Source organism: Hyalangium versicolor, from assembly GCF_020103695.1.
GTDB lineage: Bacteria > Myxococcota > Myxococcia > Myxococcales > Myxococcaceae > Hyalangium > Hyalangium versicolor.
Genome location: NZ_JAHXBF010000040.1, coordinates 73,405 through 95,625, shown reverse-complemented (window position 1 = coordinate 95,625; position 22,221 = coordinate 73,405). Strand labels below are relative to the sequence as shown.

The following is a 22,221-nucleotide window of genomic DNA, read 5'->3' as shown; positions in this document are numbered from 1 at the left end:
GTTAGTCACTCAGGGAGTGCGCAGGGGGGACGGCCTGGGGCGCGCCAAGGCGGACGGCTGGGGAGCAGAGGGGCGTGGCCGCAGCTCGATTGCCCGGCTGCCCGGCGCTAGCGCTCGGAGCGGCGGCTGTTGTTGCGGATGTACTCCTCGCGCTCCTTGCGCGTCATGTTCGTCACGTCCACGAGATCCACCTCGAGCGCGCCCTCGTTGTCGGGCAGCCGCGAGTCCGGGTAGGTGCAGCGCAGCGTCTCGAGATCATCCAGCTGGTAGCGCTTCCCCGCCTCGAGGACGCGGTAGGTGGGCCGGGCGTTGGGGCCTCCGTCGTGGCTCATGCACAGCACGCGGCGCACGCGGCCCTTGGCGTCCTTGCGCAGCTCGGCGAAGTCGTCGCGCACGGTGAAGAGGTAGGTGGACTTCGGGTTGAGGCCGTGCAGCCAGAGCTGGTGCTCGCGCTTGAGAAAGACGGCGTGCTTCTGCGCGTCGAAGACGAGGTAGCGCGGGGGCCTCCACTTGGACTCGCTGAACTGGACGCGGACGGTGCCGCGGTTGTCGCCCAGCGGCGTCTCGTCGATGGCGAAGATGCGCATCCGCCGGGCACCCTTGATGGTGCGGCTCGAGCCGGAGAGCACGCCAAAGGAGTCATCCACGGGAAGATCGCCCTCCAGGAAGTAGGCGAGCGTGCTGGAGGTGGGGCCATTCTCCGTGTACGCCGCGCCGCCCTCGGTGCGCACGGTGTACGAGACGGAGGGGTTCAGGTCGATGGTGGCCGTCTCGTACTCGGGGACGGGCATGGCGTTGTAGGCCGTGCGCAGCACCAGCAGGCGCGTGGGGTAGACGAGTTCGTTGAAGTCGAGCGCCTTGTCCCCCTGGGCCTGGGCGGCGACGGTCTCGGCGCCCGCGTCCGCCGTGCCCGCGTCCACCCCGGTGATCGTGGTGACGGGCTTGGTGACCGGGGGCGGCTCGGGCACCGCGCGCTTCAGCTCCGCGTTCATCGCCGGATCCGTGCGGCCATCGGGCGTGAAGCGCTTGGTCCACGGCAGGTAGTCGGGCAGGGTGAGGACCAGGGTGTTGGCCTCGTTGATGATGAAGCCATCGACGAACGTCGGCGTCTTGCGGCCTGTGTCCTTGCCGTTGAGCTTGATCGAGGCGCCGCCAGGTACGGAGGTGAGCCAGACGGTCGTGGTGGGCGGAGGCGGTTCGGGAGGCTTGGGCCGCAGCACCGCGTAGAGGACGAGGACGACCACCACGCTGAAGATGCCCAGGCTGATGTTGCGCACCAGCTTCTGCGTGCGCTCGTTGCGCTCGGACTCCTCCTGGGCCTTGGCGGCGCGCACGGCGGCCAGGGGATCATTCTTGCCGCGGGCAGCGACGCGGGTGGGAGGAGCCTCCTCTTCCGTCGCCGGGGCACCGCTGACCGCGGTCAGGCTGGGCCGGGTGTCATCGAGCGGCGCGTCCACGGGCATGGCGAGCGAGGGCAGGCTCTCGGGCGGGGACTCCTCGGGGAGGAAGCGTGGAGGGGCCTCGGGGAGGCTGGAGCGTTCGCCCGTGAGCGGCTTGCGCGAGCCCGTCACAGGGATGCCCGAGAGGGTGGTACGCCGTGCCCCACCCGAACTCCCGCCAGGCAGCCGCCGCACACCCGTGGTGGTGATGCTGGAACCGCCCGAGCTGGCCGGCTTTGCGCCTCCATCGCTCGAAGGTTTGCTGCCCCCGCCGATCGAGTGACGGCCGCTCGTGCGCCCCGAGCCCAGGGCGGCGCGGTTGCCCGTGCCCGGCGTGCGCGTGCCTTTGCCTGGGGAAGAGATGCGCGCCTTGCTGGGAGGGGGGGCTGGGGCTGGGTTCTGCCACGCGGAGAGCTGATCGGCGAAGGTGGGCGGCAGCTCCACCTTGCGGCCCTCGGCGGTGAGATCCTCGGTGAACAGGTGCGCCACGAGCTGCGCGAGCAGCGAAGGGGTGAAGCGCGGGTTGTCCCGGTACAGCAGCTCCACCAGCGCCTCGCTGAACGCCTTGGCCGTGTGGAAGCGATCCTCGCGGCGCCGCGCCAGCGCCTTGGTGATGATCTCCTCCAGCTCCGGGCTGATGGCGGGGTTCACCTGCGAGGGAGGCGTGTAGTCCCCGGCGAGGATGCGAGGCAGCACGGTGACGAACTCGCCGTCATAGGGACGTCGGCCGCAGACCGCCTCGTAGAGCACCACGCCCGCGGCATACACGTCCGTGCGCGAGTCCAGGTCCTGCCGTCCCTGGGCCTGCTCGGGAGAGAAGTACGGGTACTTGCCCTTCACCACGCCGGGAGACGTCTTCTGCTCCACGACGCTGGTGGCCTTGGCGATGCCGAAGTCGATGACTTTGACTTCGCCCTCATAGGAGATGAGGACGTTGTCGGGGGACACGTCGCGGTGGACCAGGCCCAGGGCCTGCCCGTCCTCGCCCACGTGGCGGTGGGCATAGTCCAGCCCGTCGCACAGCTTGCTGACGACGTGGAGCGCCAGGGGAATGGGGAAGCAGCCCATGCCCGCCTTGGCGGCGCGGCGCAGGACCTTGGACAGCGGCTGTCCGTGCACCAGCTCCAGGGCGATGAAGTACTGGCCATTCACCTCGCCGAAGTCGAAAACCTGGGCGATGTTGCCGTGGCTCAGGCCGGCGGCCACCCGCGCCTCGCTGACGAACATCTCGACGAAGTCCGGATCATCGGCGAAGTGGGGGAGGATCTGCTTGATGACGCACGGCTTCGTCACGCCCGCCGCGCCCTTCAATCGCGCGCGGTAGGTGACGGCCATACCGCCCGCGGCGAGCTTGGACACGAGGACGTACTTGCCAAATTCCTGAGGCTGAGGGCCGGTTTCCGCCAAGGTGCAGGTGGTGGGGGTGGAGTCTTCGCAGCATAGCCTATTCCCAGGGGAATACCGGAAGAGGGCCAGCCGCCGATGGGACCTGAGAGGACGTGGGGTTGACCAGGACCCCCGGATTGCTCCCTCATAGGCGGCTCCAAGGGGTTCGTGTGGAGGACATGGCCGGTGCCCTCCTGAGAAGACTCGAGGCGAGGCAATGGCACACCCGCTGATGTCCCTGCTGCGTGGGGTGGGGATCGCGTTCATCGTGGCGCTGATGCCGGGGTTGGCGGCGGCGCAGGGAGAGGCACCCGCTCCTCCTTCGGTAGAGGGCGTGGGGCCGAGCGCCTCGGACGTGCCGCGGGCTGCTCCGGTTCTGGAGCCTGCTCCGATGGCTGTCGAGGGTCCCCTGGGGACACTGCCGCCCCTGGGCTCCGCGCTCTCCCCTCCGTCGCGCCCGGGGTTCCGGGTGCTGCCGGTGTTGGCCTCGGTGGTTCCAGGGCTGCTGTTTCACGGGATGGGGCCGCTGGTGGCGGGGGACACGCACTCGGCGGGACGGCTCTTCGCCATGGAGGGCACGGGGCTGGGGCTGCTCGCGGTGGGCGGGGTGCCCATTGCGCTGACGGGAGCATCGCGGCGCGTCATCGGCCCGCTGTACACCGTGTGTCTGGCGGGGGCGGGAATCTTCTCGCTGTCCGCCATGGCCAACATCTACTCGGTGGTGTCTCCGGCCTTCACTCCGGGAGTGGCCGCGCCGCGCCTGCCGCCGCTGGAGCTGGACTTCGGCTACCAGCACGTGAGCGATCCGAACTTCGACTATCGCCACTTCGTTGTACTGGGAGCCACGGCGCGGCTGGACTCGACTCGGCTGGAGGCCGCCGTGCGGCTGTCTCCGAACGAGGGCAACGCGCGGGTACGGCTGGGCGGTGCGTACCGGCTGCTGGGCGAGCCCGAGCAGGCGCGAGGCGGCGCGGACGGCACGGCGCTCGATTTCGAAGGCGGGGTGCTCTACCACCGCTTCCCCACCGAGGGCTTCGTGCTACTGGGCGGCGAGGTGGGCCTGCGAGGCCGGTATGCCATGGCGCGGCTGAGCCCGAGGCTGGAGGGCTCGTTCGCCGAGGTGAGCGCGGGCCTGGCGTTGCAGGGCTACAGCTTCTTCGGGCCGATCAACGATGATGCGCTCCACGAGCAGGTGTTGTTCACGTTCGGGTACGGCGTGTACCTGGGGCGCTCGGGGCCGCTGCGAGGCGAAGCGCTCCTCTATTACGACCACCGGAAGGACGACTACGCCGGGGGATTGAAGTTCGGAGCGGGCGTGCCGGGGTACTTCGGCCTGCGAGGCCGGGTGCTGCTGAGCGAGCACTGGGGCGTGTCCGCGGATGTGCAGGCGGGCTCGGCGTATGTGGCGCGAGTGTCGGCGGTGTACACGATCGGAGGTGAGCCGTGAGGCGCGTGGGACTGTTGCTGGCGTTGCTGCCGCTGGCCGGGTGTGTGCGTCCCGCGGAGGGGCGTGCGCTGAAGGACCTGGAGATCGGCCACGCCGAGGGGGCGGGACTCTCGGTGGTGGTGGAGGACGGCCTGGCGTCGGTGCGGAGCCTGGAGTCCGGAGCGCTGACGCTGTGGGGGAACGCTCCGGTCCTGCGCGTGCGAGCCACGCCCTCGGCCGCCGCGCCCGAGTGGTGGACGCTGATGGTGCGCAACGCCATGCCGGACGCGGAGCTTCAGGCAGAGGCGGGCGGCGAGGCGCTCGAGGTGGAGGACGGGCCTTCTCCGCTGCCGACGGTGAAGATGTGGCGGGTGCGCCTGCGGCCTGGAGCCGAGGCACGCCTCCAGGTGGCGCCGCCAGATTGGGCGACGGCCCAGCCCTTCCGGTTCGTGGCGCTGGCGGACGTGCAGGAGGCGCTGCCGCGCGTGGGAGACATCTACGCGCGCATCAACGAGGACCCGTCGCTGCGCTTCATCTTCTTCTCGGGAGACCTGACGGAGACGGGCAGCCGCGAGCAGTTGCAGGAGTTCCAGGAGCGGCTGGAGGAGTCACGCATCCCGCTGTACGCGACGCTGGGCAACCACGAGACGTTCACCCTGGACCTGCCGTACTTCGAACTGGTGGGTCGCGGCAGCCAGCACTTCACCTTCCAGGGAGTGCACTTCACGCAGTTGGACACGGGCAACGGCACGGTGGATCCGCTGGTGGAGGAGTCGCTCGACGGGTGGTTGGAGCAGGGCCGGGATGCGGTGCACGTGGTGGGCATGCACATCCCTCCGCTGGATCCGGTGGGGGTGCGCAACGGCTCGTTCTCCAGCCGCAACGAGGCGGCGGCGCTGGTGGGCAAGCTGGCTCGGGCTGGAGTGGACCTGACCCTCTATGGGCACGTGCACTCGTTCTACGCGTACTCGAACGCGGGCATCCCCGCCTACATCTCCGGAGGAGGGGGCGCCATCCCCGAGCGCTTCGATGGAGTGGGGCGGCACTTCCTCGTCGTGGATGTGGATCCTTCGAAAGGCGTGCAGGATGTAGCGGTGGTGCGGGTGGACTGAGCGTCTGCGGAGGCACAGCACGGATGGACTCATCTCTGAACCTCCAGGCCCGGCTGAAGCGCTGCCGCCCGGCGCACCTGCTGATGGGCCTGTTCTTCCAGGGGACGCTGGACCACCTGGAGCGGCTCATCGGGAGCGACGTGACAGGTGAGCTCCGGGCGCAGGTGAGGAGCACGGAGAAGCCGGTGCTCCCAGTCCTCTTCTATCCGGTGGGCGACTACCTGAAGCTGTTGCAGCTGGGGGCCCAGGCGCTGGTGGAGCGCGGCCGGAGCTTCTCGGCAGCGCTGGACGAGCTGGGGTACGGCACGGCGGAGGCGCTGTTCGCTTCCTCCATGGGGCAGATGCTCGTGGTGGCTGCGGAGAAGGGGCCTCACGAGGGCTTCGCGGAGCTGCCCGCGGTGCTGAAGATGATCGCCATCTTCGGCGCGCGGGAGTACCAGCGGGTGGACGAGACGCACGGCCGGCTCTCCTTGCGAGGAGAGCTCCAGGGGCCGTCCTGGAGCACGGGGCTGCTCCGAGCCGTCCTCGAGCGGGTTGTCGGCGGAGAGGGCACCGTGGAGGTAGGTTCCGAGACGTTCATCCCCTACCTGGACTTCACCCTGGAGCTTCGTTGGGGATGACGCCGCTGGCCTCGGGCGGGAGCGAAGGCGGCGGGGCCGATTTCTCGGCCTCAGGAACGAGCCTCTTGAAACGGACCTGAACATCTGTGCAGATAGAGGCAACCCTACCTCAGAGGTCTGCCATGTTCGATTCGTCCGGAAATGATCCCATCTCCCCCGCGCTGCAGGACTTGCTGAAGCTGTTCGGCCAGGAACTGTCCCAGGTGAAGTTCCCGGAGATGGACCGGGCAGTGCTGGAGCAGGCGGCCGAGCGGGTGAAGGAGAAGGCGGAGGAGGTGGCTCGGGCGCAGGCGGCGCTGGAGGCGGCGCGCCAGTCGCTCTACGAGAGCCAGGAGGCGCTGCTGCAGAAGGGGCAGCGGGCGCTGGCGTACGCTCGCATCTTCGCCGAGGAGGATGCGGAGTTGAGCGCGAAGCTGGATGCCATCAGCCTGCCGCGTCCGGCCCGCAAGGCGCCGCGAGCCGAGGGCGCGATGGCGCTGGAGGCTCCCGCGGTGCAGGCCGAGGAGAGCGCGCCGCGTCGCCGGGGCCGTCCGCCGAAGGCTCGGGGCAGCGCGCCGCTGTTCGCCGAAGGGGCCTCGCCCGAGGCCATTGCCGCCGTGGAGGCCGAGTCCGCCAACGGCACGCTGCACACGGCCTGAGAGGCCCCCGCACGAGGGGCTGCTGTCTGTACAGCAGTCCGGAGGGCAGGGCATTGGATCCCAGACAGATGTTCTGAACTGAAGCATTGCCACCGGAAAGGTTCATACACACCGTTTGGGCTCCAGGCGCGCCACCTGGGCACACAGGAGCCAGCTCATGAAGACGCTCTCGTCCACGGGTTCGTTGGATGAATCGCGGTGGTCCATTCCTTCCGCGGAGGTGACCTCTGTCTTCCAGTGGAAGTACGACGGAGGCCGCAGCCGGCTGCTCTCTCTCTACGAGAAGGGAAAGACGAAGCAGTGGGATGCCAACACGCGGCTGGACTGGTCGTTGCAGGTGAATCCGGAGAACCCGTTGGGGTTCCCGGACTTCTATGTGGTGCTGCACGGTTCGGACATCTGGGAGCGGATGGATGCGAAGGAGCGCGGCGAGGCGCGCTTCCACCTGGATGCGTGGCGGTTCTCGCAGTTCCTGCACGGTGAGCAGGGGGCGCTGGTGTGCGCCTCCCGCGTCGTCCAGACGGTGCCGGACCTGGATGCCAAGTTCTACGCGGCCACGCAGGTGTTCGACGAGGCACGGCACGTGGAGGTGTTCTCCCGCTACCTCCGCGAGAAGCTGGGGCTCATCTATCCCATCAACCCGAGCCTGAAGACGCTGCTGGAGCAGGCGCTTGGGGATTCGCGGTGGGATTTGACGTATCTGGCGATGCAAGTGCTCATCGAGGGGCTGGCGCTGGCCGCCTTCGGGTTGATCCGGGACTTCGCCACCGAGCCGCTGGGCCGCTCGCTGACGGCCTACGTGATGCAGGACGAGGCGAGGCACGTGGCCTTCGGGCGGCTGGCGCTCAAGGATCTGTACCCCCAGTTGACGGAGCAGGAGCGGGACGAGCGCGAGCAGTTCGCCGTGGAGGCCTGCTACCTGATGCGCGATCGCTTCCTGGGGCAGGAGGTGTTCGAGGAGCTGGGGCTGGACGTGGCCGCGTGCATCGAGCACATGCGGACGTCGGAGCTGATGCGCGAGTACCAGAAGATGTTGTTCTCGCGCATCGTGCCCACGCTGAAGGACATCGGGCTGTGGGGCCCTCGGCTGCGCGGTGCGTTCGCGGACATGGGAGTGCTGGAGTTCGCGGAGCTGGACACGGAGGCGCAGGGCCGGGCAGACGAGGATGTGGCTCACGAGCTGGAGCAGTTGCGCGAGACGCGGGACACCTATGTGAAGGGGGTCACCTCCGAATTAGAGGCGACGCACTGAAGCCGCGAGGGAGCGGGAGCTGGCGTGCCTGCCAGGCCGTCCACAGCAGCAGTGCGGAGAAGACGAGCGCATAGGGCCGCCAGAGCAGGAGCTGGCGGGCCGCGTCGGCGCCGAGCAGTGCATCCGAGGTCAGCACACCGGTGAAGCCCGCGAGGAGCACGAGCGCGAGCCCACCGCGTGTCCGGGTCTCGGCGGTGGCTCGGAGGAGGGGCCACGCCATGACGAAGTTCGCGCGCCAGGCGAGGGGCGAGAGCAGCGTTACACCGAGGCAGCACAGCGCAAGCAGGTCCACGGGGCCGGCTCGGCTCCAGGCGACCACGGCTACGAAGAGGAGGAGCGCGACGGCTTGCGCCACGGCGAGCGCCGAGCCAGAGGGCTGGGCGTCCGAAGGAAGCACGAGGGAGAGCAGCAGGGTGGGGAGTCCCTGAGGGTTGTGGCCGAGCGCCCACGGTGGGGTGGTGCGGGCGAGCGTGTCCAGCCAGGCGTGGCCCTGGGCGAGCAATCCGGAGAGTCCGTACCGCGCGACGGAAGGGATGGCGAGGACGAGCCCCACGCCAACGCTGGCGGCGAGCACCCGCCAGTGCTGGCGTATCAGCAGGAAGAGGGCGAGCAGTGCGGCGGGAGGCTTGAGGAGGACAGCCACGGCGAAGGCGGTGGCAGGGCGCCAGGTCTGGCCGCGCTCGGCACCCACGGCCGTGAGGGCCAACAGGAGCAACATCACTCCATCCACCTGCGCATAGAAGAACTCGAGGTGGAACGCGGGCAGCAGGGCCAGCGTGGCGAGCACGGGGGCCCAGGGCCAGGGGGAGCGTTCACCCACGGCGGGTTGCGCGCGAGAGGCGAGTCGGGCCAGGGCTCCCACCGCCGCCACGGAGCCCAGGTTCCACAGCGCCGCCGCGGCGCGCGCGGGCAGCAGGGTGAAGGGGAGGAACAGGGGGGCCGTCAGCGGGGCGTACTTGAAGGGCATGAAGCCATCGCCGGCGGGGTACAGGTCCGCGCCTGCCAGGAAGCGCTCTGCGGCGAGCAGGTACACGCGGAAGTCCAGGCCGCGCCGAGGATGCTGCCCGAGCACCACTGCCAGCACGGCCAGCACCAGCAGCAGTACACGGAAGGCCCACTCGGGAGCCGAGGCAGCGGGTCCGCGTCGGATGCTCATCCCCGGATCAGCGGGTGTCGTGGCGGCCATGGGCGGGCATGCTTCTAATCTCCTTCAAGCCTTTCCCTGAAGGAGAAAGCCGCCACTCGGGAGCCTCAGGTGGGGTTTCGCACCTACAAGCCGTAGGCCTCCAGGAGCCCCAGCCACACCTCGCTGAGCGTCGGGAAGGACGGCACCGCATGCCACAAGGTGTCCAGTGGAACCTCACCCGCCACGGCGATGGTGGCCGCGTGCAGCAGCTCGCCCACCTCGGGCCCGGTGAAGGTGGCGCCGACGATGACCCGGCGTGACTCGTCCACCACCAGCCGGGCCGTGCCATCCAGGTTCCGTCCGAGCAGCTCCGTCCCGGCCACATGGCTCAGGGACTGCTGCACGGTGCGCACGCGCAGGCCCTGCTTGCGTGCCTGTTCCTCGGTGAGCCCCACGGACGCTACCTGCGGGTGCGTGAAGATGACCTGCGGCGTCGCCCTGGCATCCGCCCAGGCCCGCACCTCCTTACCGGCGATGTGGTCTCCCGCGAGCCTCGCCTGGTACTTGCCCATGTGCGTGAGCAGGTTGCGCCCGTTCACGTCTCCGCAGGCGTAGAGCCAGCCTCCGTCCACGCCCTTGGCGCGGAGCTGATCATCCACCTCCACGGGCTTGCCCGGAGTCAGCCCCACCGTCTCCAGGCCGAGCTCATCGGTGTTCGCCACGCGGCCCATGGCCACGAGCAGCTCGTCCGCACGCAGCGTATCCCCCGAGGAGAGCGTCACCGTCACCTCGCCCTGACCGCCAGGCCGCTGGACGCGAGTGGGCTCCACGCCCAGGCGAACGGTGACGCCACTGTCTCGCAGGGCCTTCTCCACCTCTTCGCTCACGAAGGGCTCGTAGCGGGACAGCAGCCGGCGGCTCCTCTGAACCAGCGTCACCTCCGAACCGAGCGAGCGCCAGGCCTGTGCCAGCTCCACGGCCACCACGCCTCCGCCGAGCACTACCAGCCGCCGTGGCACCTCCTTGGCTCCCGTGGCGCCGCGATTGTCCCAGGGCCGTGCCTCCTTCAAACCGGGGATGTCTGGCAGTCGCGGGCGGCTACCGGTGGCCAGCACCACGGCCTTGCGCGCCGTCAGTTCGCGCGAGCCCTCCCGACCCTCCACCCGGACCGTGCGCGGGCCGCTCAGGCGTCCGTGGCCGCGCACCACGCGGATGTTCGCCTTCTCGGCCCACTGCGCCTGCGACTCGTCGTTGTAGTCGCCAACCATGTAGTCGCGGTGCTTCAGCACCTCGCGAGCATCCAGCGGAGCCTTTGCCGCTTCCTGGAGCCCAGGCGTATGCCGCGCGAGCCACTGGGCCTCGGCGGGTCGCAGCAGCGCCTTGCTGGGAATGCACGCCCAGTAGGAGCACTCACCTCCGAGTAACTCCTGCTCTACGAGTGCCACCGAGAGTTTGGACTCCTTTCCTGCACCCGCGCGCTCCGCGGCGACTTCACCCGCAGGGCCTCCGCCGATGACCACGACATCGAATGCTTCCGCCATGTGCTCACCCCCGTGTCTCCCTGCTGCCTACGCTGAGGGTCGGAGCACGCCAAGTCGCGAGGAGGCATCTGCCTCCAGCGCAACAGAAGCCATGTCCCACCGGTCAGCCGTGGGAATAGGGGGCCGCCGGCCGGGCTCTCAGCCGCCAAGAAGCCCTGGGCGCACGCTGCGCCGCGTCATATTCGATTCGAGCCACGCAGCCTCCCTGGTCGCAGTGGGCCGATCCGAGGCCTGCCTGCCATGGCGGCAGGCTTCGGGTGTACTCCATTGAACGGACGGTGCGCGGGGCGGTCAGTCCCCGGAAGAAGGATCCGTCGCCAATCATTGCGAGATAAGTTCCCGCCATGACGGGGATGGCCTACAATCCCGTCTCGGACAACGCGAACATGCTGGGGCGTCGTCTAATGGCAGGACGTCAGACTTTGAATCTGATTATCAAGGTTCGAATCCTTGCGCCCCAGCCACCTCGCTCTCGGGGGGTGTAGCTCCGCCACCCGAGACGCGTGCACACGGGGGTGGTGCCGATGCCGCAGAAGGTGCTCCTCCTCGTCTCTGTAGGCAGCCCGCCGCCCACGCTGCTCAAGGAGCTCGAGGAGCCGCTCGCCACGCACATGGGCATCACCGCCGTGCCGAGCAAAGGGGCCTTGCCCCGTCCCGATTACGCCTTCAACAAGGACCGCTCCCAGTACCACTGCAACGCCATCATGCGGCGGCTGGTGACGCTCCAAGAGCCTGGGCACTCCCTGGTGATGGGCATCACGGATGTGGATCTGTTCGTACCGGACTCGGCCTTCGTGTTCGGCGAGGCGGACCGTGAATCCCACTGCGCGGTGGTGAGCACCGCCCGCCTGCGAGCTGGAGCCGACGCGGATCAACTCCGCCGCCGCGTCCAGGTGGAAGGGGTGCACCAGGCCGGGCACCTGCTGGGGCTGTCCTACTGCGAGGATCCCCGCTGCGTGATGTTCTTCGCCCAGATGCCCGTGGACTGCGATCGCAAGCAGCTGGGACTGTGCAACATCTGCCGCAACGAGCTGGCGAAGCTCAACCGGTAGGAGCATCTCCTCCCTGTCATTGAATGAGGCCGTTGCGTTGACGTCTCGAAGGGGTGCCCCCAGAGTGTGGGCGCCTTCTTCAAGAGCAGGGAGCCTATGAAGTGCATGAGTCGGATGGTCGGCGCGTTGGTGTTGGCCGCGAGCCTCGCGGCATGTGAACCCATCGACATCGATGATGGTGGCGGTGGTGGGGGTGGTGGCAACGTGCTGTTCACCCGGGGATTCGCCTTCGTCCGCGAGGACCGGAACGTCTACGTGGTGGACGACGCGGGCGACCCCAACAGCCCGAAGCGGCTCACGACGATCGGCGGAGCTTCCCAGCCCGCGGTGTCGCGCAATGGACGCAGCGTCGTCTTCGTGCACCAGACGGCCACGGGCTTCGAGCTTCAGACGGTGCCCACGGATGCGAGCACCGGGCCCTCCACGGTGTTCGCCTCGGGGACGACGGCGTGCGCGAACTGCACCAACTTCCGCTATCCCACCTTCAGTCCGAACGGCAGTGTCATCGTCTTCGCGTTCAACCGGGGCTCGGGCAACTTCGCCCTGGGCCGGGTGAACGTGGACGGCAGCACCTTCCAGGTGCTCACCAATCAGCCCAGCACCTCCTTCGGCGCACCGTCGTTCTTCCCGGATGGGCAGAGCGTGCTCGCGCCGTCGGGCTCCACCAGCACCCAGCTCAGCCAGCTGTCGCGAGTGAGCCTCACCGGTACTGTCTCCTCCATCACCAACGACCTGGGCAATGAGGTGCTGTGGGTGGTGAACCGGGCCGCGGTGTCTCCGGACGGACAGCAGGTGGCGCTGGATGGACGCCTGTCATCGGGCGGCTCGCGCATCTTCGTCGGGCCGCTGAGCGCCCCCAACACGATCTCGCGGGTGACGGATCACCCCGGTGAGCCGGGTGCCCAGGACACCTTCCCCATCTGGATGAACACCAGCCAGGTGGGCTTCCTCTCCAACGCGGGCGGGACCACGAACATCTACCGGGTCAGTGTTCCCGCGACGACGGTGGGCTCGGGCACGTTGCTGATCCCCAGCGCCGGCGACCCCTCCTATGGAGGCCCGTAGGCCTCCGTCCTCCTGCTGCGTATCTCACAGGCCCGCTGAGCAGGCGAGCGGCCCCGCTAGCGCTTGTGCGGAGAAGGCGCCATGCTTCCGGCCCGGAGGTAGCTGATGTCCCTCTTCGATGCCGTGATGGCCGGTGATGAGGCCCGTGTGGAGGAGCTGCTCGCCGCGGGCGAGGATCCCAACCCCCTGGGAGATCGCGGCCGCACGCCGCTCATGGTCGCCGCCGAGGCCGGCCACGCGGACATCGTCCGTCTGCTGCTGGACGGTGGAGCCGAGCCGATGCTCACGGACGACATGGGCGAGACGGCGCTGCTGATGGCCGCCGCGCATGGCCACCCGGCGGTCTGCAAGCTGCTCATGCCTCACGCCAGGTCGGACGAGCGCGACATGGCGCAGACCCTGCTGAGGACCTCCGGCGGGAGCATCCTGGATGTGCCGCCCGGCCCCCCGGGTGATCGCGCTCCCCCCAGCGAACGCAGCCGCAAGATGGCCTCGGCGGGCGCGTATGTGGCCGAGAAGCTCGGCGACGACGGGCCGGCCAAGCGGCTGGCGCGGCTGCTGCGCTCGGAGAAGGGCCGCAAATAGGCAGGCCTCCGGGGGCCGGACGATATGCATGTCAGGCCCATGCGTTCTTCTCTTGCTGGGGCGGCCGGGCTCCAGGGTCTCGAGCCGGCGGGCAGCTCCCCGAATCGCAGTCTCAGGAGGATCTGCCATGAGTCACCGCGTCATGCGTTGGTGCCTGTTCCTCGGTCTGCTCGTGGGGTTGAGCGGTTGTGGCTCGGCGCGCCATCAGGAGGCGCTGTACCGCGCGACGTATCAGCACGTGTACGCCCAGCCGGTGGAGCAGGTGTGGCCCGAAGTCGTCAGGCTCGTGACGGCTCAGGGCTATGGGGTTCGCAAGAGCGGCAGCCAGTTCATCCTCGTCACCGAGTGGCGCAACGACACGGCGATGTCGCGCGTGGTCAGCTCCTCCTCTCGGCTCTACGCGGAGGGCTTCCGGGTCGACAACGGCTCGTGCGCGGTGCGCATCTTCCGGGAGACGGTCTTCACCGGGAACAAGGGCGCGATGACACCGCGCGACAGCATGTTCACCGACAGCCTGACGGTCGGCACCGCGGGCGATCTCAATCCCGCCGCCGAGGACGGTATCAGCCGGGTCCAGTACGTGGGCAATGCGCAGGACCGCACGCCCCTGACCAGTGGGCCGGTGCAGATGAACCGCAGCGTCAGCCGGGACGGCGAGCTGGAGTGGAAGCTGCTCCAGTACCTGGATGAGAACGCGGCCCTGGGGATCCAGGCCGAGCTCGCGCAGAAGGAGCGCAAGTAGCTCGGGCGCTTCGCTTCACGAGGAGCCCGAGCCCTGAGGCCCGTTACTCGGGCTTGGCGCTCACCGTGGCACCAGGAGTGACCGTGGCCGGGCCGGACTTCGTCTCGAGGGCGTCGGCCACCAACTCGGTGATGTCCTTCACCTTGATGTTCTCCTCGCGGCCCGTGTCGTTCACCGCGTCGCGCAGCATCGTCGAGCAGAACGGGCACGCCACCGCCACCACGCCGGAGCCGCCCTTCTCCTTGTAGTCGCCCACCTGGCCCGGCTTCTTCTTGTCCGTGGCATCCGGGAAGGGCGTGCTCGGCTGGGCCGCGTGCTGCAGCGTCAGCGCCGCCTCGTTGATGCGGTTGTGGTTGATGCGCGTGCCGATGTGCTCCTCCATCCACATGCGCCCGCCACCCGCGCCGCAGCAGAAGCCCTCGCGCTTGCTGCGCTGCATCTCGATGACTTCCAACCCCGGAATCGCCTTCAGCACCTCGCGCGGCGCGTCGTACACCCCGTTGTGCCGGCCCAGGTAGCACGGGTCGTGGTACGTCAGCTTCGAGTTCATCACCTGCGACAGCTTGATGCGCTTGTCCTTCAGGAGCTCGTTCATGAGCTCCGTGTGGCTGATGACGCGGTACTCGCCGCCGAACTCCGGGTACTCGTTCTTGATGGTGTTGAAGCAGTGCGGGCACTGGGTAATCACCGCCTTCACCCCCAGCCCGTTCCACGACTCCACGTTCATCTTCGCCATCGTCTGGTACAGGTACTCGTTGCCCATGCGGCGCGCCGTCTCGCCGTTGCACATCTCCTGCTTGGACAACGTCGCGAAGCTCACTCCCGCCTCGCGCATGATCTTCACCAGCGCCCGGCTCACCTTCTTCTGCTTGTCGTCGTAGCTGCCCGCGCAGCCCACGAAGAACAGGTACTCGTACGGACCGCCGCCATCGCCCCACGTGGGCAGGTGCAGATCCTCCGCCCACTCGTCACGCCGGTCCTGCCCGATGCCCCACGGGTTGCCCTGGCGCTCGATGCCCTCGAAGACGCGCTGGATCTCCTGCGGGAACTCCGCCTTCACCTGTACCTGGTAGCGGCGCATGTCGATGAGCCGGGGGATGTTCTCGATGAACACCGGGCACGCCTGCTCGCACCAGCCGCAGCTCGTGCACGCCCACACCGTCTCCGCCTTCAGCGCGCTGCCGATGATCTCCGGCAGGGGCTCCTTCACCCCGCTCGGGGCGTAGCCCTCCTCCACCCACTGCTCATGGTCCCAGAGCCAGTGCTTCAGATCCTGGTTCACGCCCTTGTGCGTCAGCGGCTTGCCGGTGATGTACGTGGGGCAGTGCGTCTGGCAGCGGCCGCACTCGGTGCACGAGTACAGGTCCATGCCCTGCTTCCACGTCAGGTCCTTCACCGTGGCGGTGCCGAACTCCTCCTTCTCCAGGTTCGGCGTGCCCAGCTTGCCGCTGGGCCTCGTGCGCTGGAAGAAGACGTTCGGCAGGCCGGTGATGATGTGGAAGTGCTTGCCGCGCGGCAGGAAGTTCAGGAACGCCAGGATGATGGTCAGGTGCATCCAGAACCCGGCCAGGCCCAACACGTGCGCGCCATGCGTGCCCAGCGCCATCATCCCCAGGCCCACCACGCTGGTGGTCGGCTCCCACCACACGAAGCTGCCGTTCTGCGCCACCATGTGACTGCCGCCGAAGGCGAACTCCGTCACCATCAGCCCGCCGATGAAGCCCAGGATGAGGTAGGCCTCCCACGAGGGCGTCATGCGGTCCGGCTTCACCTTGGAGCGCAGGAAGACGAAGTACAGCACGCCCAGCACCGCCAGCGTCGCCACCACGTCCTTCACCAGCAGGTACACGCGGTACAGGTTGAGCACCGGCGGGTGGTTCACCCAGAACGGGTGCCCCAGGTCCGTGAGCACCTCGAGCGCCGACTCGCTGAAGCCCATCGCGAACAGCGAGAGGCTGCGCAGCTGCAGCACCAGGAACGCCGCGAAGATGAACACGTGCATCAGGCCCGGAGTGAACTCCTCCGGATCCACCATGCGTTTCTGCCCGAGACCGAAGCGCAACAGCTGCATCGCGCGGAAGGGGATGTTGTCGAGCCGGTTCTCCCCCTTCATCGAGAGCAGGGCGCCGACGCGGCCTGCCATGGTCATGACGAAAACGGAGAGGGCAACAGCGATGAGCAGGCCTGTGATGATGGGGCTCATAGGGGCTCGGGGGCGCTCGGCAGCCTGTAAAACGGGTGGCGCATTGCCGCGATGCGGCAAGGACTGTCTCTCAACCTAACAAGGTTGATTCGCGAATCAAGCACGGAGGTGGGTGAGAAGCCCAGACCCTTGCCCTCGAATCCCAGCAAGCATTCGGGATTCGACGAGAGCAGGCGTCCAGCCGTGCGCTGCCCGACGTGCGTGGGCTGCGAGTAGCTCAACGGGTTTACACGCTGGGAGCACGTGCCCACCCTTCCGGTAAATCGGTCAACGCGTTGTGGAGACACCGCATGGTGCGGCTCTCCGTCGACCGAATGGGGGGCGCCCGCCGGGGGGCGAGCGGCTGTCGCCGTCTACCCGAGCCGCCGTCGCGGAGCGTCCGGAGGTTGCACCATGAAGCACGACGACACGACGTATCTGGACGATGACAATCAGGGCTTCGTCGTCCTGGGAGATGACGGAGAGAACCAGAAGGTGCTCCCGGTGACCGTGACTGCTGGCGGCCGACAGTGGACGTACAACGAAGAATCCTGGGGCGGTTGGGATCCAGAATAGGTCGAGCGCCCCCGCGGCCCGTGTCAGCGCGGGGGCCCCCGCAGTCCGCCATCGAAGCACTCCATCGAAGCACCCATCCGGGTCGTAGCTCCCCGCGAGTTCCCCGGTGTCTCCCGCTCGATTCCACGCGTTTTCCGGGACTCTGGCCGCAGGAGGGTTCCTGCGAGGCGCTGCAAACCCCTGGAATCCTTGAGGTACGAAGTAGGTTGAGACGCGCCGAGCGGACCTGCTGTCTCCTTATGTATAGGAAAGCGGCACAATAGCCCTCATCGAGGGGAATCGAATGAAGCTGACGGCCTGGGCAGTAGAGCGCGACAACGAGCAGGGCAGGGATGTCTCTCTGCTCGTCACCCTGGAAGCCGATGAGGATGCTCCTCGCGCTCCTGTTGCCGTCAATCTCCTCATCGATCGCAGTGCCTCCATGCGCGGCGCGCCTCTCGTTGCTGCCGTCGAGGCCGCGCAGGCCCTCGTCGCTCAGGCCGGGCCGCGCGATTACATCGGCCTGCTCGCCTTTGATGGCATGCCCGAGCAGGTCCTCCCTGTTCGCGCCATGGAGCCCGATGCCAAGGCCGAGCTCTCGGAGCGTCTCTCCGCGCTCGAGACGGGCTCCGGCACCGCGCTCCATGAGGCCGTGGATCTGGGTGCCGCCTCCCTGCGCCGCGTGCTCATCCCCGGTGCCCGGCCCAAGCTGCTGCTCCTCACCGATGGCGAGCCCTCCGTCGGCCCCGCCTCCATCATCGACTTCCGTCAGCTCGGCTCGAAGGTCGCTGAGTCCGGGCTCACGCTCCATGCACTCGGCCTCGGCCGCCACTACATGCCGGAGATCCTCGAGGCTCTCACCAGCCCCTCCGGCACCGGCTTCTCCCACGCCGATGACGCCGAGGCCCTGCCCACCACCGTGGCCGGCATCGTCACCGAGCTCTTCGGCGAGGTGGCCTCCGAGGCTCGCGTCCACGTTCTGCCCTCTGGCTTCTCCGAGCTGCGCTGCCGCCACCGCTATCCCGCTCGCGTCGAGGGTGACGCGATGAGCGTCCTGCTCGGTGCCATCTCCCAGGCCTGTCTGCGCCGGGCCCTCTTTACCGGCCGCCTGACGTCCGCCGACTGGAATGTCTCCGTCACGGCGTCCTTCCTGGAGCGCGGAGACACCCGTCGCCCCTCCGTGCCCGTGACTCGCGTCCTCCCGGACAGCCCTCAGGGCAAGCTCGTTCGCGCGGTCACCGTGGAGTTGGATCTCGTCGCCGCCGAGGGCGCTGCTTGGAAGGCCCTCTCCCGGCGTGATGTCGATGCCGCTGGCCGTTCGCTCAACGAGGCCGAGGCGGCTCTGCATGAGCTCGTTCGGCTGTCCGTGGAAGAAGTGCCCGCGCGCCGCCACCTGGAGCGTCTGGCGGATCTGCGGCTCGCCGTGGAGCGCCGTGTCGCCGAGCTGCCCGCCCTCATGGTCCGCCGCGCCAAGGCCGAAGGGGCTCGCACCTCCGTCAGCCAGGTGATCCGCATGCCCGTGAATCCCAAGAAGAAGGTGGAGCACTGAGGGCATGACCTCCTCGCTGGCCACCGTGCGCGATGCATTGCGCGAGTTCGAGGCCAGCGGCGCCTTCTCCGAGCCCGCCTTCATCGCCCTCCGCACGCTGCTGGCTGGTACCGTTCCCGGTGAGCTCGTCGACGGTCTGCTCGGGCTCTTCTTCGAGCGCCACATCCTTCACGACACCCGTCGGCGCGAGCTCCTCGCCATGGACGATGATGCGCTGGCGCGTGCCCTGCGCCATCGCTTCCGCCAAGTTGTCGCCGATGGCCGCGAGGATCATGAAGCCGCCCATGCGCTCGGGGCACACGTGCGCGACGTGCTCGCCCGCGTCGTGAGCGGACCGCCAACGGTGGCTCCCTGGCCCGCACTCATCACCCAGGGTCAGCGCTTCAGCCGCGCCCAGGTGGAGGAGGCCATCCGCGCCCATGCCGGAGAACTCGGACGCTGGCCCCAGTCCGCTGAAGCCCTCCGCGAACTCATGCGCCGCTATGCCCCGGAGGCTCCTACTCCTCCGGACGACGAAGAATCCGGGCTGCATGATCCACCCGAGGCGCTCCGGCGACGCATGGACGCCCAGCGGCTGGCCGGTCAGCTCCTCCAAGTGCTCCGGCCCCAGGAGCGCCTCCTCCTGCGCCACCTCCTCATGGAGGAGGGCACTGTCGAGGATTGGGCACGCGGACAGGGCCTTGCTCGCGCCACCGCGTACCGCGTGCTGGCCCGGCTGAAGACCGTGTGCCGCTCCGAGCTGGAAGGCCGCTCGAGCTCCACCCAACTCAAGGCCCTCGAGGCCCTGTTCGGACAGCGCGGCAGCTAGGCAGCCCGCGTCTCCTACACCTCCCACCTCTTAGAGAAGTCACCACGTTATCGGGTGAAACTCCCGGGGGGCTCGTGTCACATGCCTCTCCCGGGGAATGCCTGCCTGCCAGCAAGGTTGCGAGGGGCCTGACAGTAGGGGTGGCAGGGGCCGGGCCGACGGGTTAACGGGAGGCACATGAGGCGTCAGCGGCTATCGAGTTGGGGAGTGCTCCTGTGTGGGTGGGTGGCTTCGTCCGTGGCGTGGGCCGGGCCGCCCGCTTCGGCCGTGGGCTCCGGCGCTCCCGATGAGGGCGAGCCGCGCGTGGAGACCGAGCTGCTGGTGGACTCCTCCCAGGTGAAGCCCGGTGACGCCTTCCGTGTCGGCGTCCGCTTCAAGATGGATCCCGACTGGCACATCTACTGGAAGAACCCGGGCGACGCGGGCCTGTCCACCGATGTGTCCTGGGACACTCCTGGCAGCACCGTGGGCGAGCTGCGCTGGCCCTTCCCCGGCACCTTCCGCACGCCCGACGGCTTCATCATCACCTACGGCTACCATGATGAGGTGCTCCTCTTCGCCGAGGCGCGCGCCTCCGAGCAGGCCTCGGGCAGCCTCACGCTGTCGGCCGCGGTGGATGCGCTCGTGTGCCGCGAGCGCTGCATCCCCGCGCAGATGCTCCTGTCGCGCTCCCTGGCCGTGGGCACTCAGACCGTGCGCGATGCGGAGACCTCTGTCCACTTCGATGCCGCTCAGGCCCAGGTGCCGCTCACGCTGGAGGCAGCGAACCTCACCGCCACGCTCGCCCTGGAGTCCCAGAGCCTGAAGACGGGCCAGCCCTTCTCGGGGACGCTCACCGTGTCCACCCGCGAGGGACAGCTCCCTCAAGGCGTCGAGCCCGGCTTCTTCGTCCCCGAGCGCATCAAGGGAATCAAGCGCATGGACCTCACCGAGGAGGCTCCCGCTCGGTTCCGGCTCCAGGGCGATGCCTCGGCGAATGCTCCCAAGGAGGCCCCGCGCTTCAAGGGCGTGCTGCGGCTGGGCACCGCGCAGACCGGTTACCGCGCCGTCGAGGTGGATCTCCCGCTCGCTCCCGTGGAGGCCGTTCCTGTTGCCGCGAAGGCTCCGCCGTCGGTGGCTGCTCCGGTGGCTCCGATGCAGGCGCAGATGACGGCGCCCGGTGCGCCCGCTTCGGGGATGTCCCTGGGCGTGGCCCTGCTGTTCGCCTTCTTGGGTGGCGCCATCCTCAACCTCATGCCGTGCGTGTTCCCCGTGCTGGCGCTCAAGGCCTACGGCTTCACTCGCATGGCCCAGGAGGATCGCGGACGCGTGGGCCGCCATGCCCTGGCGTATACGGGCGGAATCGTCGGGACGATGTTGCTGCTCGCCTTCGTGGTGATCGCCGTCCGCGCGGGCGGCACCACCGTGGGCTGGGGCTTCCAGTTCCAGGAGCCCCTCTTCGTCTCCGCCGTCTGCGCCGTGCTCGTGGCCTTCGCGCTCAACCTCTTCGGCGTCTTCCACGTGGGCACTGATGGCACGGCGCTGGCCAGCAAGGTGGATGCCTCGCACGGCCTGTCTCGCAGCGTGGGCGAGGGCGTGCTCGCGGTGGTGCTGGCCACGCCCTGCTCCGCGCCGATGATGGGCACCGCGGTGGGCTTCGCCTTCGCCGCGGGCACCGGCACCGTGCTCGCCATCTTCACCGCGCTGGGCCTGGGGCTGGCGCTGCCCTTCTGCGCGCTCGTGATGATTCCCGGGTTGGCCAAGCGGCTCCCCAAGCCGGGCGCCTGGATGGAGCGCGCCAAGCAGTTGCTGGGCTTCGCCCTGCTTGGCACCGCCGTGTGGCTGGTGTGGGTCGTGGGCGGGCTGGCCGGCGTGGATGGCATGGCCCGGCTGCTCGCGTTCCTCGTGGCCGTCGCCGTGGGCACCTGGCTGTACGGTCTGGCGCAGGCGACGGAGGGGACTCGGCGTCTGGTGGGCATTGTCGCCGCGCTGGCCATCCTGGTGACCACCGCTGGCTTCGCCCTTCGCTTCGAGGAGGGCGCCGCCCCCACCGCGCGCGCCTCCACCGCGTCGGCCGCCCAGCCGTGGGACGAGGCAGCCGTGGCCGCCGCGCTCAAGGCCGGCCAGCCCGTGTTCATCGACTTCACCGCGGACTGGTGCCTCACCTGCAAGTTCAACGAGCGCACCGTGCTGACGAGCGAAGGGGTGCGCGCGGCCTTCACCCACCATCAGGTGGCCTTCTTCGTGGCGGACTGGACCCGGCGCGATGCTCGCATCACCGCCATGCTCGGAGCCCATGGCCGCGCCGGAGTGCCCATGTACCTGGTCATCAGCCCCTCCGCGCCCGAGCGCCCCGAGGTGCTCCCCGAATTGCTCACCGCGGACACCGTCATCCAGGCCGTGAGGCGGGCATCCGGGCTCAGCGCGGAATCAACGTGAGGGTGGCTGGTTACTCCGGGCGACAACAGTTTCACCGGCGAGGGAGGGACTCCCTCGTGCCATCCCCGCAGACAACAAGGAGCTGAAAGCCATGAAGCGTGTCTTGACCGCCCTCGCGTTCACCGCCGCCCTGGGCGTCACCGTTCCCGCCTTCGCCGCGGACACCGCCGAAGTAGGGAAGCCCGCCCCCGCCTTCACCCTCAAGGACGAGACGGGCAAGGAGTACTCGCTGTCCCAGTACAAGGGGAAGATCGTCGTCCTCGAGTGGACCAACCCCGGCTGCCCCTTCGTCCAGCGCCACTACAAGGCGAAGACCATGCAGAACACGTGGAAGGGCTACGACGCGAGCAAGGTGGTGTGGCTCGCCGTGGACTCCACCTCTTCCGTGACGCCGGCCTCCGCCACGTCCTGGAAGAAGGAGCAGGGCTTCACCTACCCCGTGCTGCTGGACTCCGATGGCAAGGTGGGTCACACCTACGCCGCGAAGACGACGCCGCACATGTACATCATCGATGAGAAGGGTGTGCTGCGCTACGCGGGCGCCATCGACGATGACCCGCGCGGCAAGAGCACCACCGCCACCAACCACGTGAAGACCGCGCTGGACGCGCTGCTCTCCGGCCAGCCCGTGACGGAGACCACCACCGAGCCCTACGGCTGCAGCGTGAAGTACAAGAGCTGAGCCGTCCCTGTCGTGTCCGGGCCTCTGTCCTCTCGACAGAGGC

Annotated in this window: 18 protein-coding genes and 1 tRNA gene; 15 read left to right on the top strand and 4 right to left on the bottom strand. The window is 68.6% G+C overall.

Annotated elements, in window-relative coordinates; all coding sequences use genetic code 11:
• Window positions 1-107 precede the first annotated feature (107 nt).
• Window positions 108-2,798, bottom strand: coding sequence for a protein kinase domain-containing protein (locus KY501_RS48055; protein ID WP_309243059.1), 2,691 nt, complete (start codon window positions 2,796-2,798; stop codon window positions 108-110).
• 244 nt (window positions 2,799-3,042) lie between these two features.
• Here KY501_RS48055 and KY501_RS48050 point away from each other — a divergent pair, with 244 nt between their 5' ends.
• The 5 genes from KY501_RS48050 to KY501_RS48030 all read left to right on the top strand — a co-directional run bounded on the left by KY501_RS48050 (window position 3,043) and on the right by KY501_RS48030 (window position 7,873).
• Window positions 3,043-4,272, top strand: a complete 1,230-nt coding sequence (locus KY501_RS48050) for a hypothetical protein (protein ID WP_224372025.1) — start codon at window positions 3,043-3,045, stop codon at window positions 4,270-4,272.
• Window positions 4,269-5,363 (top strand): metallophosphoesterase family protein, encoded by a 1,095-nt coding sequence (locus KY501_RS48045; protein ID WP_224372023.1) that lies wholly within the window; start codon window positions 4,269-4,271, stop codon window positions 5,361-5,363. Before KY501_RS48050 ends, KY501_RS48045 begins: the two co-directional genes overlap by 4 nt.
• A gap of 23 nt (window positions 5,364-5,386) precedes the next feature.
• Window positions 5,387-5,983: a TIGR02265 family protein gene (locus KY501_RS48040; protein WP_224372021.1), complete on the top strand. Its 597-nt coding sequence runs from the start codon at window positions 5,387-5,389 to the stop codon at window positions 5,981-5,983.
• Between the two features lie 122 nt (window positions 5,984-6,105).
• Window positions 6,106-6,621: a hypothetical protein gene (locus KY501_RS48035; RefSeq protein ID WP_224372019.1), complete on the top strand. Its 516-nt coding sequence runs from the start codon at window positions 6,106-6,108 to the stop codon at window positions 6,619-6,621.
• Window positions 6,622-6,778: 157 nt separating this feature from the next.
• Window positions 6,779-7,873, top strand: coding sequence for a ferritin-like domain-containing protein (locus KY501_RS48030; RefSeq protein ID WP_224372017.1), 1,095 nt, complete (start codon window positions 6,779-6,781; stop codon window positions 7,871-7,873).
• Here the strand turns inward: KY501_RS48030 and KY501_RS48025 are convergent.
• Together KY501_RS48025 and KY501_RS48020 are read right to left on the bottom strand one after the other, a co-directional pair.
• Window positions 7,845-9,059, bottom strand: a complete 1,215-nt coding sequence (locus tag KY501_RS48025) for a glycosyltransferase family 87 protein (RefSeq protein WP_224372015.1) — start codon at window positions 9,057-9,059, stop codon at window positions 7,845-7,847. The genes KY501_RS48030 and KY501_RS48025 overlap by 29 nt on opposite strands.
• 83 nt (window positions 9,060-9,142) lie before the next feature.
• The gene (locus KY501_RS48020) at window positions 9,143-10,540 is read right to left on the bottom strand and encodes a dihydrolipoyl dehydrogenase family protein (protein ID WP_224372013.1); all 1,398 of its coding nucleotides are present in this window, start codon (window positions 10,538-10,540) and stop codon (window positions 9,143-9,145) included.
• A 390-nt stretch (window positions 10,541-10,930) separates the two neighbouring features.
• Between KY501_RS48020 and KY501_RS48015 the strand changes: the two genes are divergently transcribed.
• From KY501_RS48015 to KY501_RS47995, 5 genes are all read left to right on the top strand, one after another.
• Window positions 10,931-11,004, top strand: a tRNA-Gln gene (locus KY501_RS48015).
• A 60-nt stretch (window positions 11,005-11,064) separates the two neighbouring features.
• Window positions 11,065-11,592, top strand: coding sequence for a non-proteolytic archaemetzincin-like protein (locus KY501_RS48010; protein ID WP_224372011.1), 528 nt, complete (start codon window positions 11,065-11,067; stop codon window positions 11,590-11,592).
• Between the two features lie 105 nt (window positions 11,593-11,697).
• Complete coding sequence (locus tag KY501_RS48005; protein ID WP_309243058.1) at window positions 11,698-12,657, top strand: TolB family protein; 960 nt, start codon at window positions 11,698-11,700, stop codon at window positions 12,655-12,657.
• Between the two features lie 105 nt (window positions 12,658-12,762).
• Window positions 12,763-13,242, top strand: a complete 480-nt coding sequence (locus KY501_RS48000) for an ankyrin repeat domain-containing protein (protein ID WP_224372007.1) — start codon at window positions 12,763-12,765, stop codon at window positions 13,240-13,242.
• A gap of 127 nt (window positions 13,243-13,369) precedes the next feature.
• Window positions 13,370-13,984: a hypothetical protein gene (locus tag KY501_RS47995; protein ID WP_224372005.1), complete on the top strand. Its 615-nt coding sequence runs from the start codon at window positions 13,370-13,372 to the stop codon at window positions 13,982-13,984.
• A 43-nt stretch (window positions 13,985-14,027) separates the two neighbouring features.
• Here KY501_RS47995 and KY501_RS47990 read toward each other — a convergent pair whose 3' ends face one another.
• Complete coding sequence (locus tag KY501_RS47990) at window positions 14,028-16,187, bottom strand: heterodisulfide reductase-related iron-sulfur binding cluster (protein ID WP_224372003.1); 2,160 nt, start codon at window positions 16,185-16,187, stop codon at window positions 14,028-14,030.
• Between the two features lie 393 nt (window positions 16,188-16,580).
• Between KY501_RS47990 and KY501_RS47985 the strand changes: the two genes are divergently transcribed.
• The 5 genes from KY501_RS47985 (at window position 16,581) to KY501_RS47965 (ending at window position 22,178) form a co-directional block, all read left to right on the top strand.
• A complete protein-coding gene (locus KY501_RS47985) occupies window positions 16,581-16,742 on the top strand; it encodes a hypothetical protein (RefSeq protein ID WP_224372001.1) in 162 nt (53 codons plus the stop codon).
• Between the two features lie 283 nt (window positions 16,743-17,025).
• A complete protein-coding gene (locus tag KY501_RS47980) occupies window positions 17,026-18,270 on the top strand; it encodes a vWA domain-containing protein (protein WP_224371999.1) in 1,245 nt (414 codons plus the stop codon).
• Between the two features lie 4 nt (window positions 18,271-18,274).
• Window positions 18,275-19,078: a hypothetical protein gene (locus tag KY501_RS47975; RefSeq protein ID WP_224371997.1), complete on the top strand. Its 804-nt coding sequence runs from the start codon at window positions 18,275-18,277 to the stop codon at window positions 19,076-19,078.
• A 177-nt stretch (window positions 19,079-19,255) separates the two neighbouring features.
• Window positions 19,256-21,496: a protein-disulfide reductase DsbD family protein gene (locus tag KY501_RS47970; protein WP_224371995.1), complete on the top strand. Its 2,241-nt coding sequence runs from the start codon at window positions 19,256-19,258 to the stop codon at window positions 21,494-21,496.
• 91 nt (window positions 21,497-21,587) lie between these two features.
• On the top strand, window positions 21,588-22,178 hold the full coding sequence (locus KY501_RS47965; RefSeq protein WP_224371993.1) for a thioredoxin family protein: 591 nt from the start codon (window positions 21,588-21,590) through the stop codon (window positions 22,176-22,178).
• Window positions 22,179-22,221 lie beyond the last annotated feature (43 nt).

Bases quoted from the DNA above. Each gene is read 5' to 3' on its own strand.
- KY501_RS48050 (WP_224372025.1), top strand. From the start codon at position 3,043: ATGGCACACCCGCTGATGTCCCTGCTGCGTGGGGTGGGGATCGCGTTC.
- KY501_RS48040 (WP_224372021.1), top strand. From the start codon at position 5,387: ATGGACTCATCTCTGAACCTCCAGGCCCGGCTGAAGCGCTGCCGCCCG.
- KY501_RS48035 (WP_224372019.1), top strand. From the start codon at position 6,106: ATGTTCGATTCGTCCGGAAATGATCCCATCTCCCCCGCGCTGCAGGAC.
- KY501_RS48030 (WP_224372017.1), top strand. From the start codon at position 6,779: ATGAAGACGCTCTCGTCCACGGGTTCGTTGGATGAATCGCGGTGGTCC.
- KY501_RS48025 (WP_224372015.1), bottom strand. From the start codon at position 9,059: ATGGCCGCCACGACACCCGCTGATCCGGGGATGAGCATCCGACGCGGA.
- KY501_RS48020 (WP_224372013.1), bottom strand. From the start codon at position 10,540: ATGGCGGAAGCATTCGATGTCGTGGTCATCGGCGGAGGCCCTGCGGGT.
- KY501_RS48010 (WP_224372011.1), top strand. From the start codon at position 11,065: ATGCCGCAGAAGGTGCTCCTCCTCGTCTCTGTAGGCAGCCCGCCGCCC.
- KY501_RS48005 (WP_309243058.1), top strand. From the start codon at position 11,698: ATGAGTCGGATGGTCGGCGCGTTGGTGTTGGCCGCGAGCCTCGCGGCA.
- KY501_RS48000 (WP_224372007.1), top strand. From the start codon at position 12,763: ATGTCCCTCTTCGATGCCGTGATGGCCGGTGATGAGGCCCGTGTGGAG.
- KY501_RS47995 (WP_224372005.1), top strand. From the start codon at position 13,370: ATGAGTCACCGCGTCATGCGTTGGTGCCTGTTCCTCGGTCTGCTCGTG.
- KY501_RS47990 (WP_224372003.1), bottom strand. From the start codon at position 16,187: ATGAGCCCCATCATCACAGGCCTGCTCATCGCTGTTGCCCTCTCCGTT.
- KY501_RS47985 (WP_224372001.1), top strand. From the start codon at position 16,581: ATGAAGCACGACGACACGACGTATCTGGACGATGACAATCAGGGCTTC.
- KY501_RS47980 (WP_224371999.1), top strand. From the start codon at position 17,026: ATGAAGCTGACGGCCTGGGCAGTAGAGCGCGACAACGAGCAGGGCAGG.
- KY501_RS47975 (WP_224371997.1), top strand. From the start codon at position 18,275: ATGACCTCCTCGCTGGCCACCGTGCGCGATGCATTGCGCGAGTTCGAG.
- KY501_RS47970 (WP_224371995.1), top strand. From the start codon at position 19,256: ATGAGGCGTCAGCGGCTATCGAGTTGGGGAGTGCTCCTGTGTGGGTGG.
- KY501_RS47965 (WP_224371993.1), top strand. From the start codon at position 21,588: ATGAAGCGTGTCTTGACCGCCCTCGCGTTCACCGCCGCCCTGGGCGTC.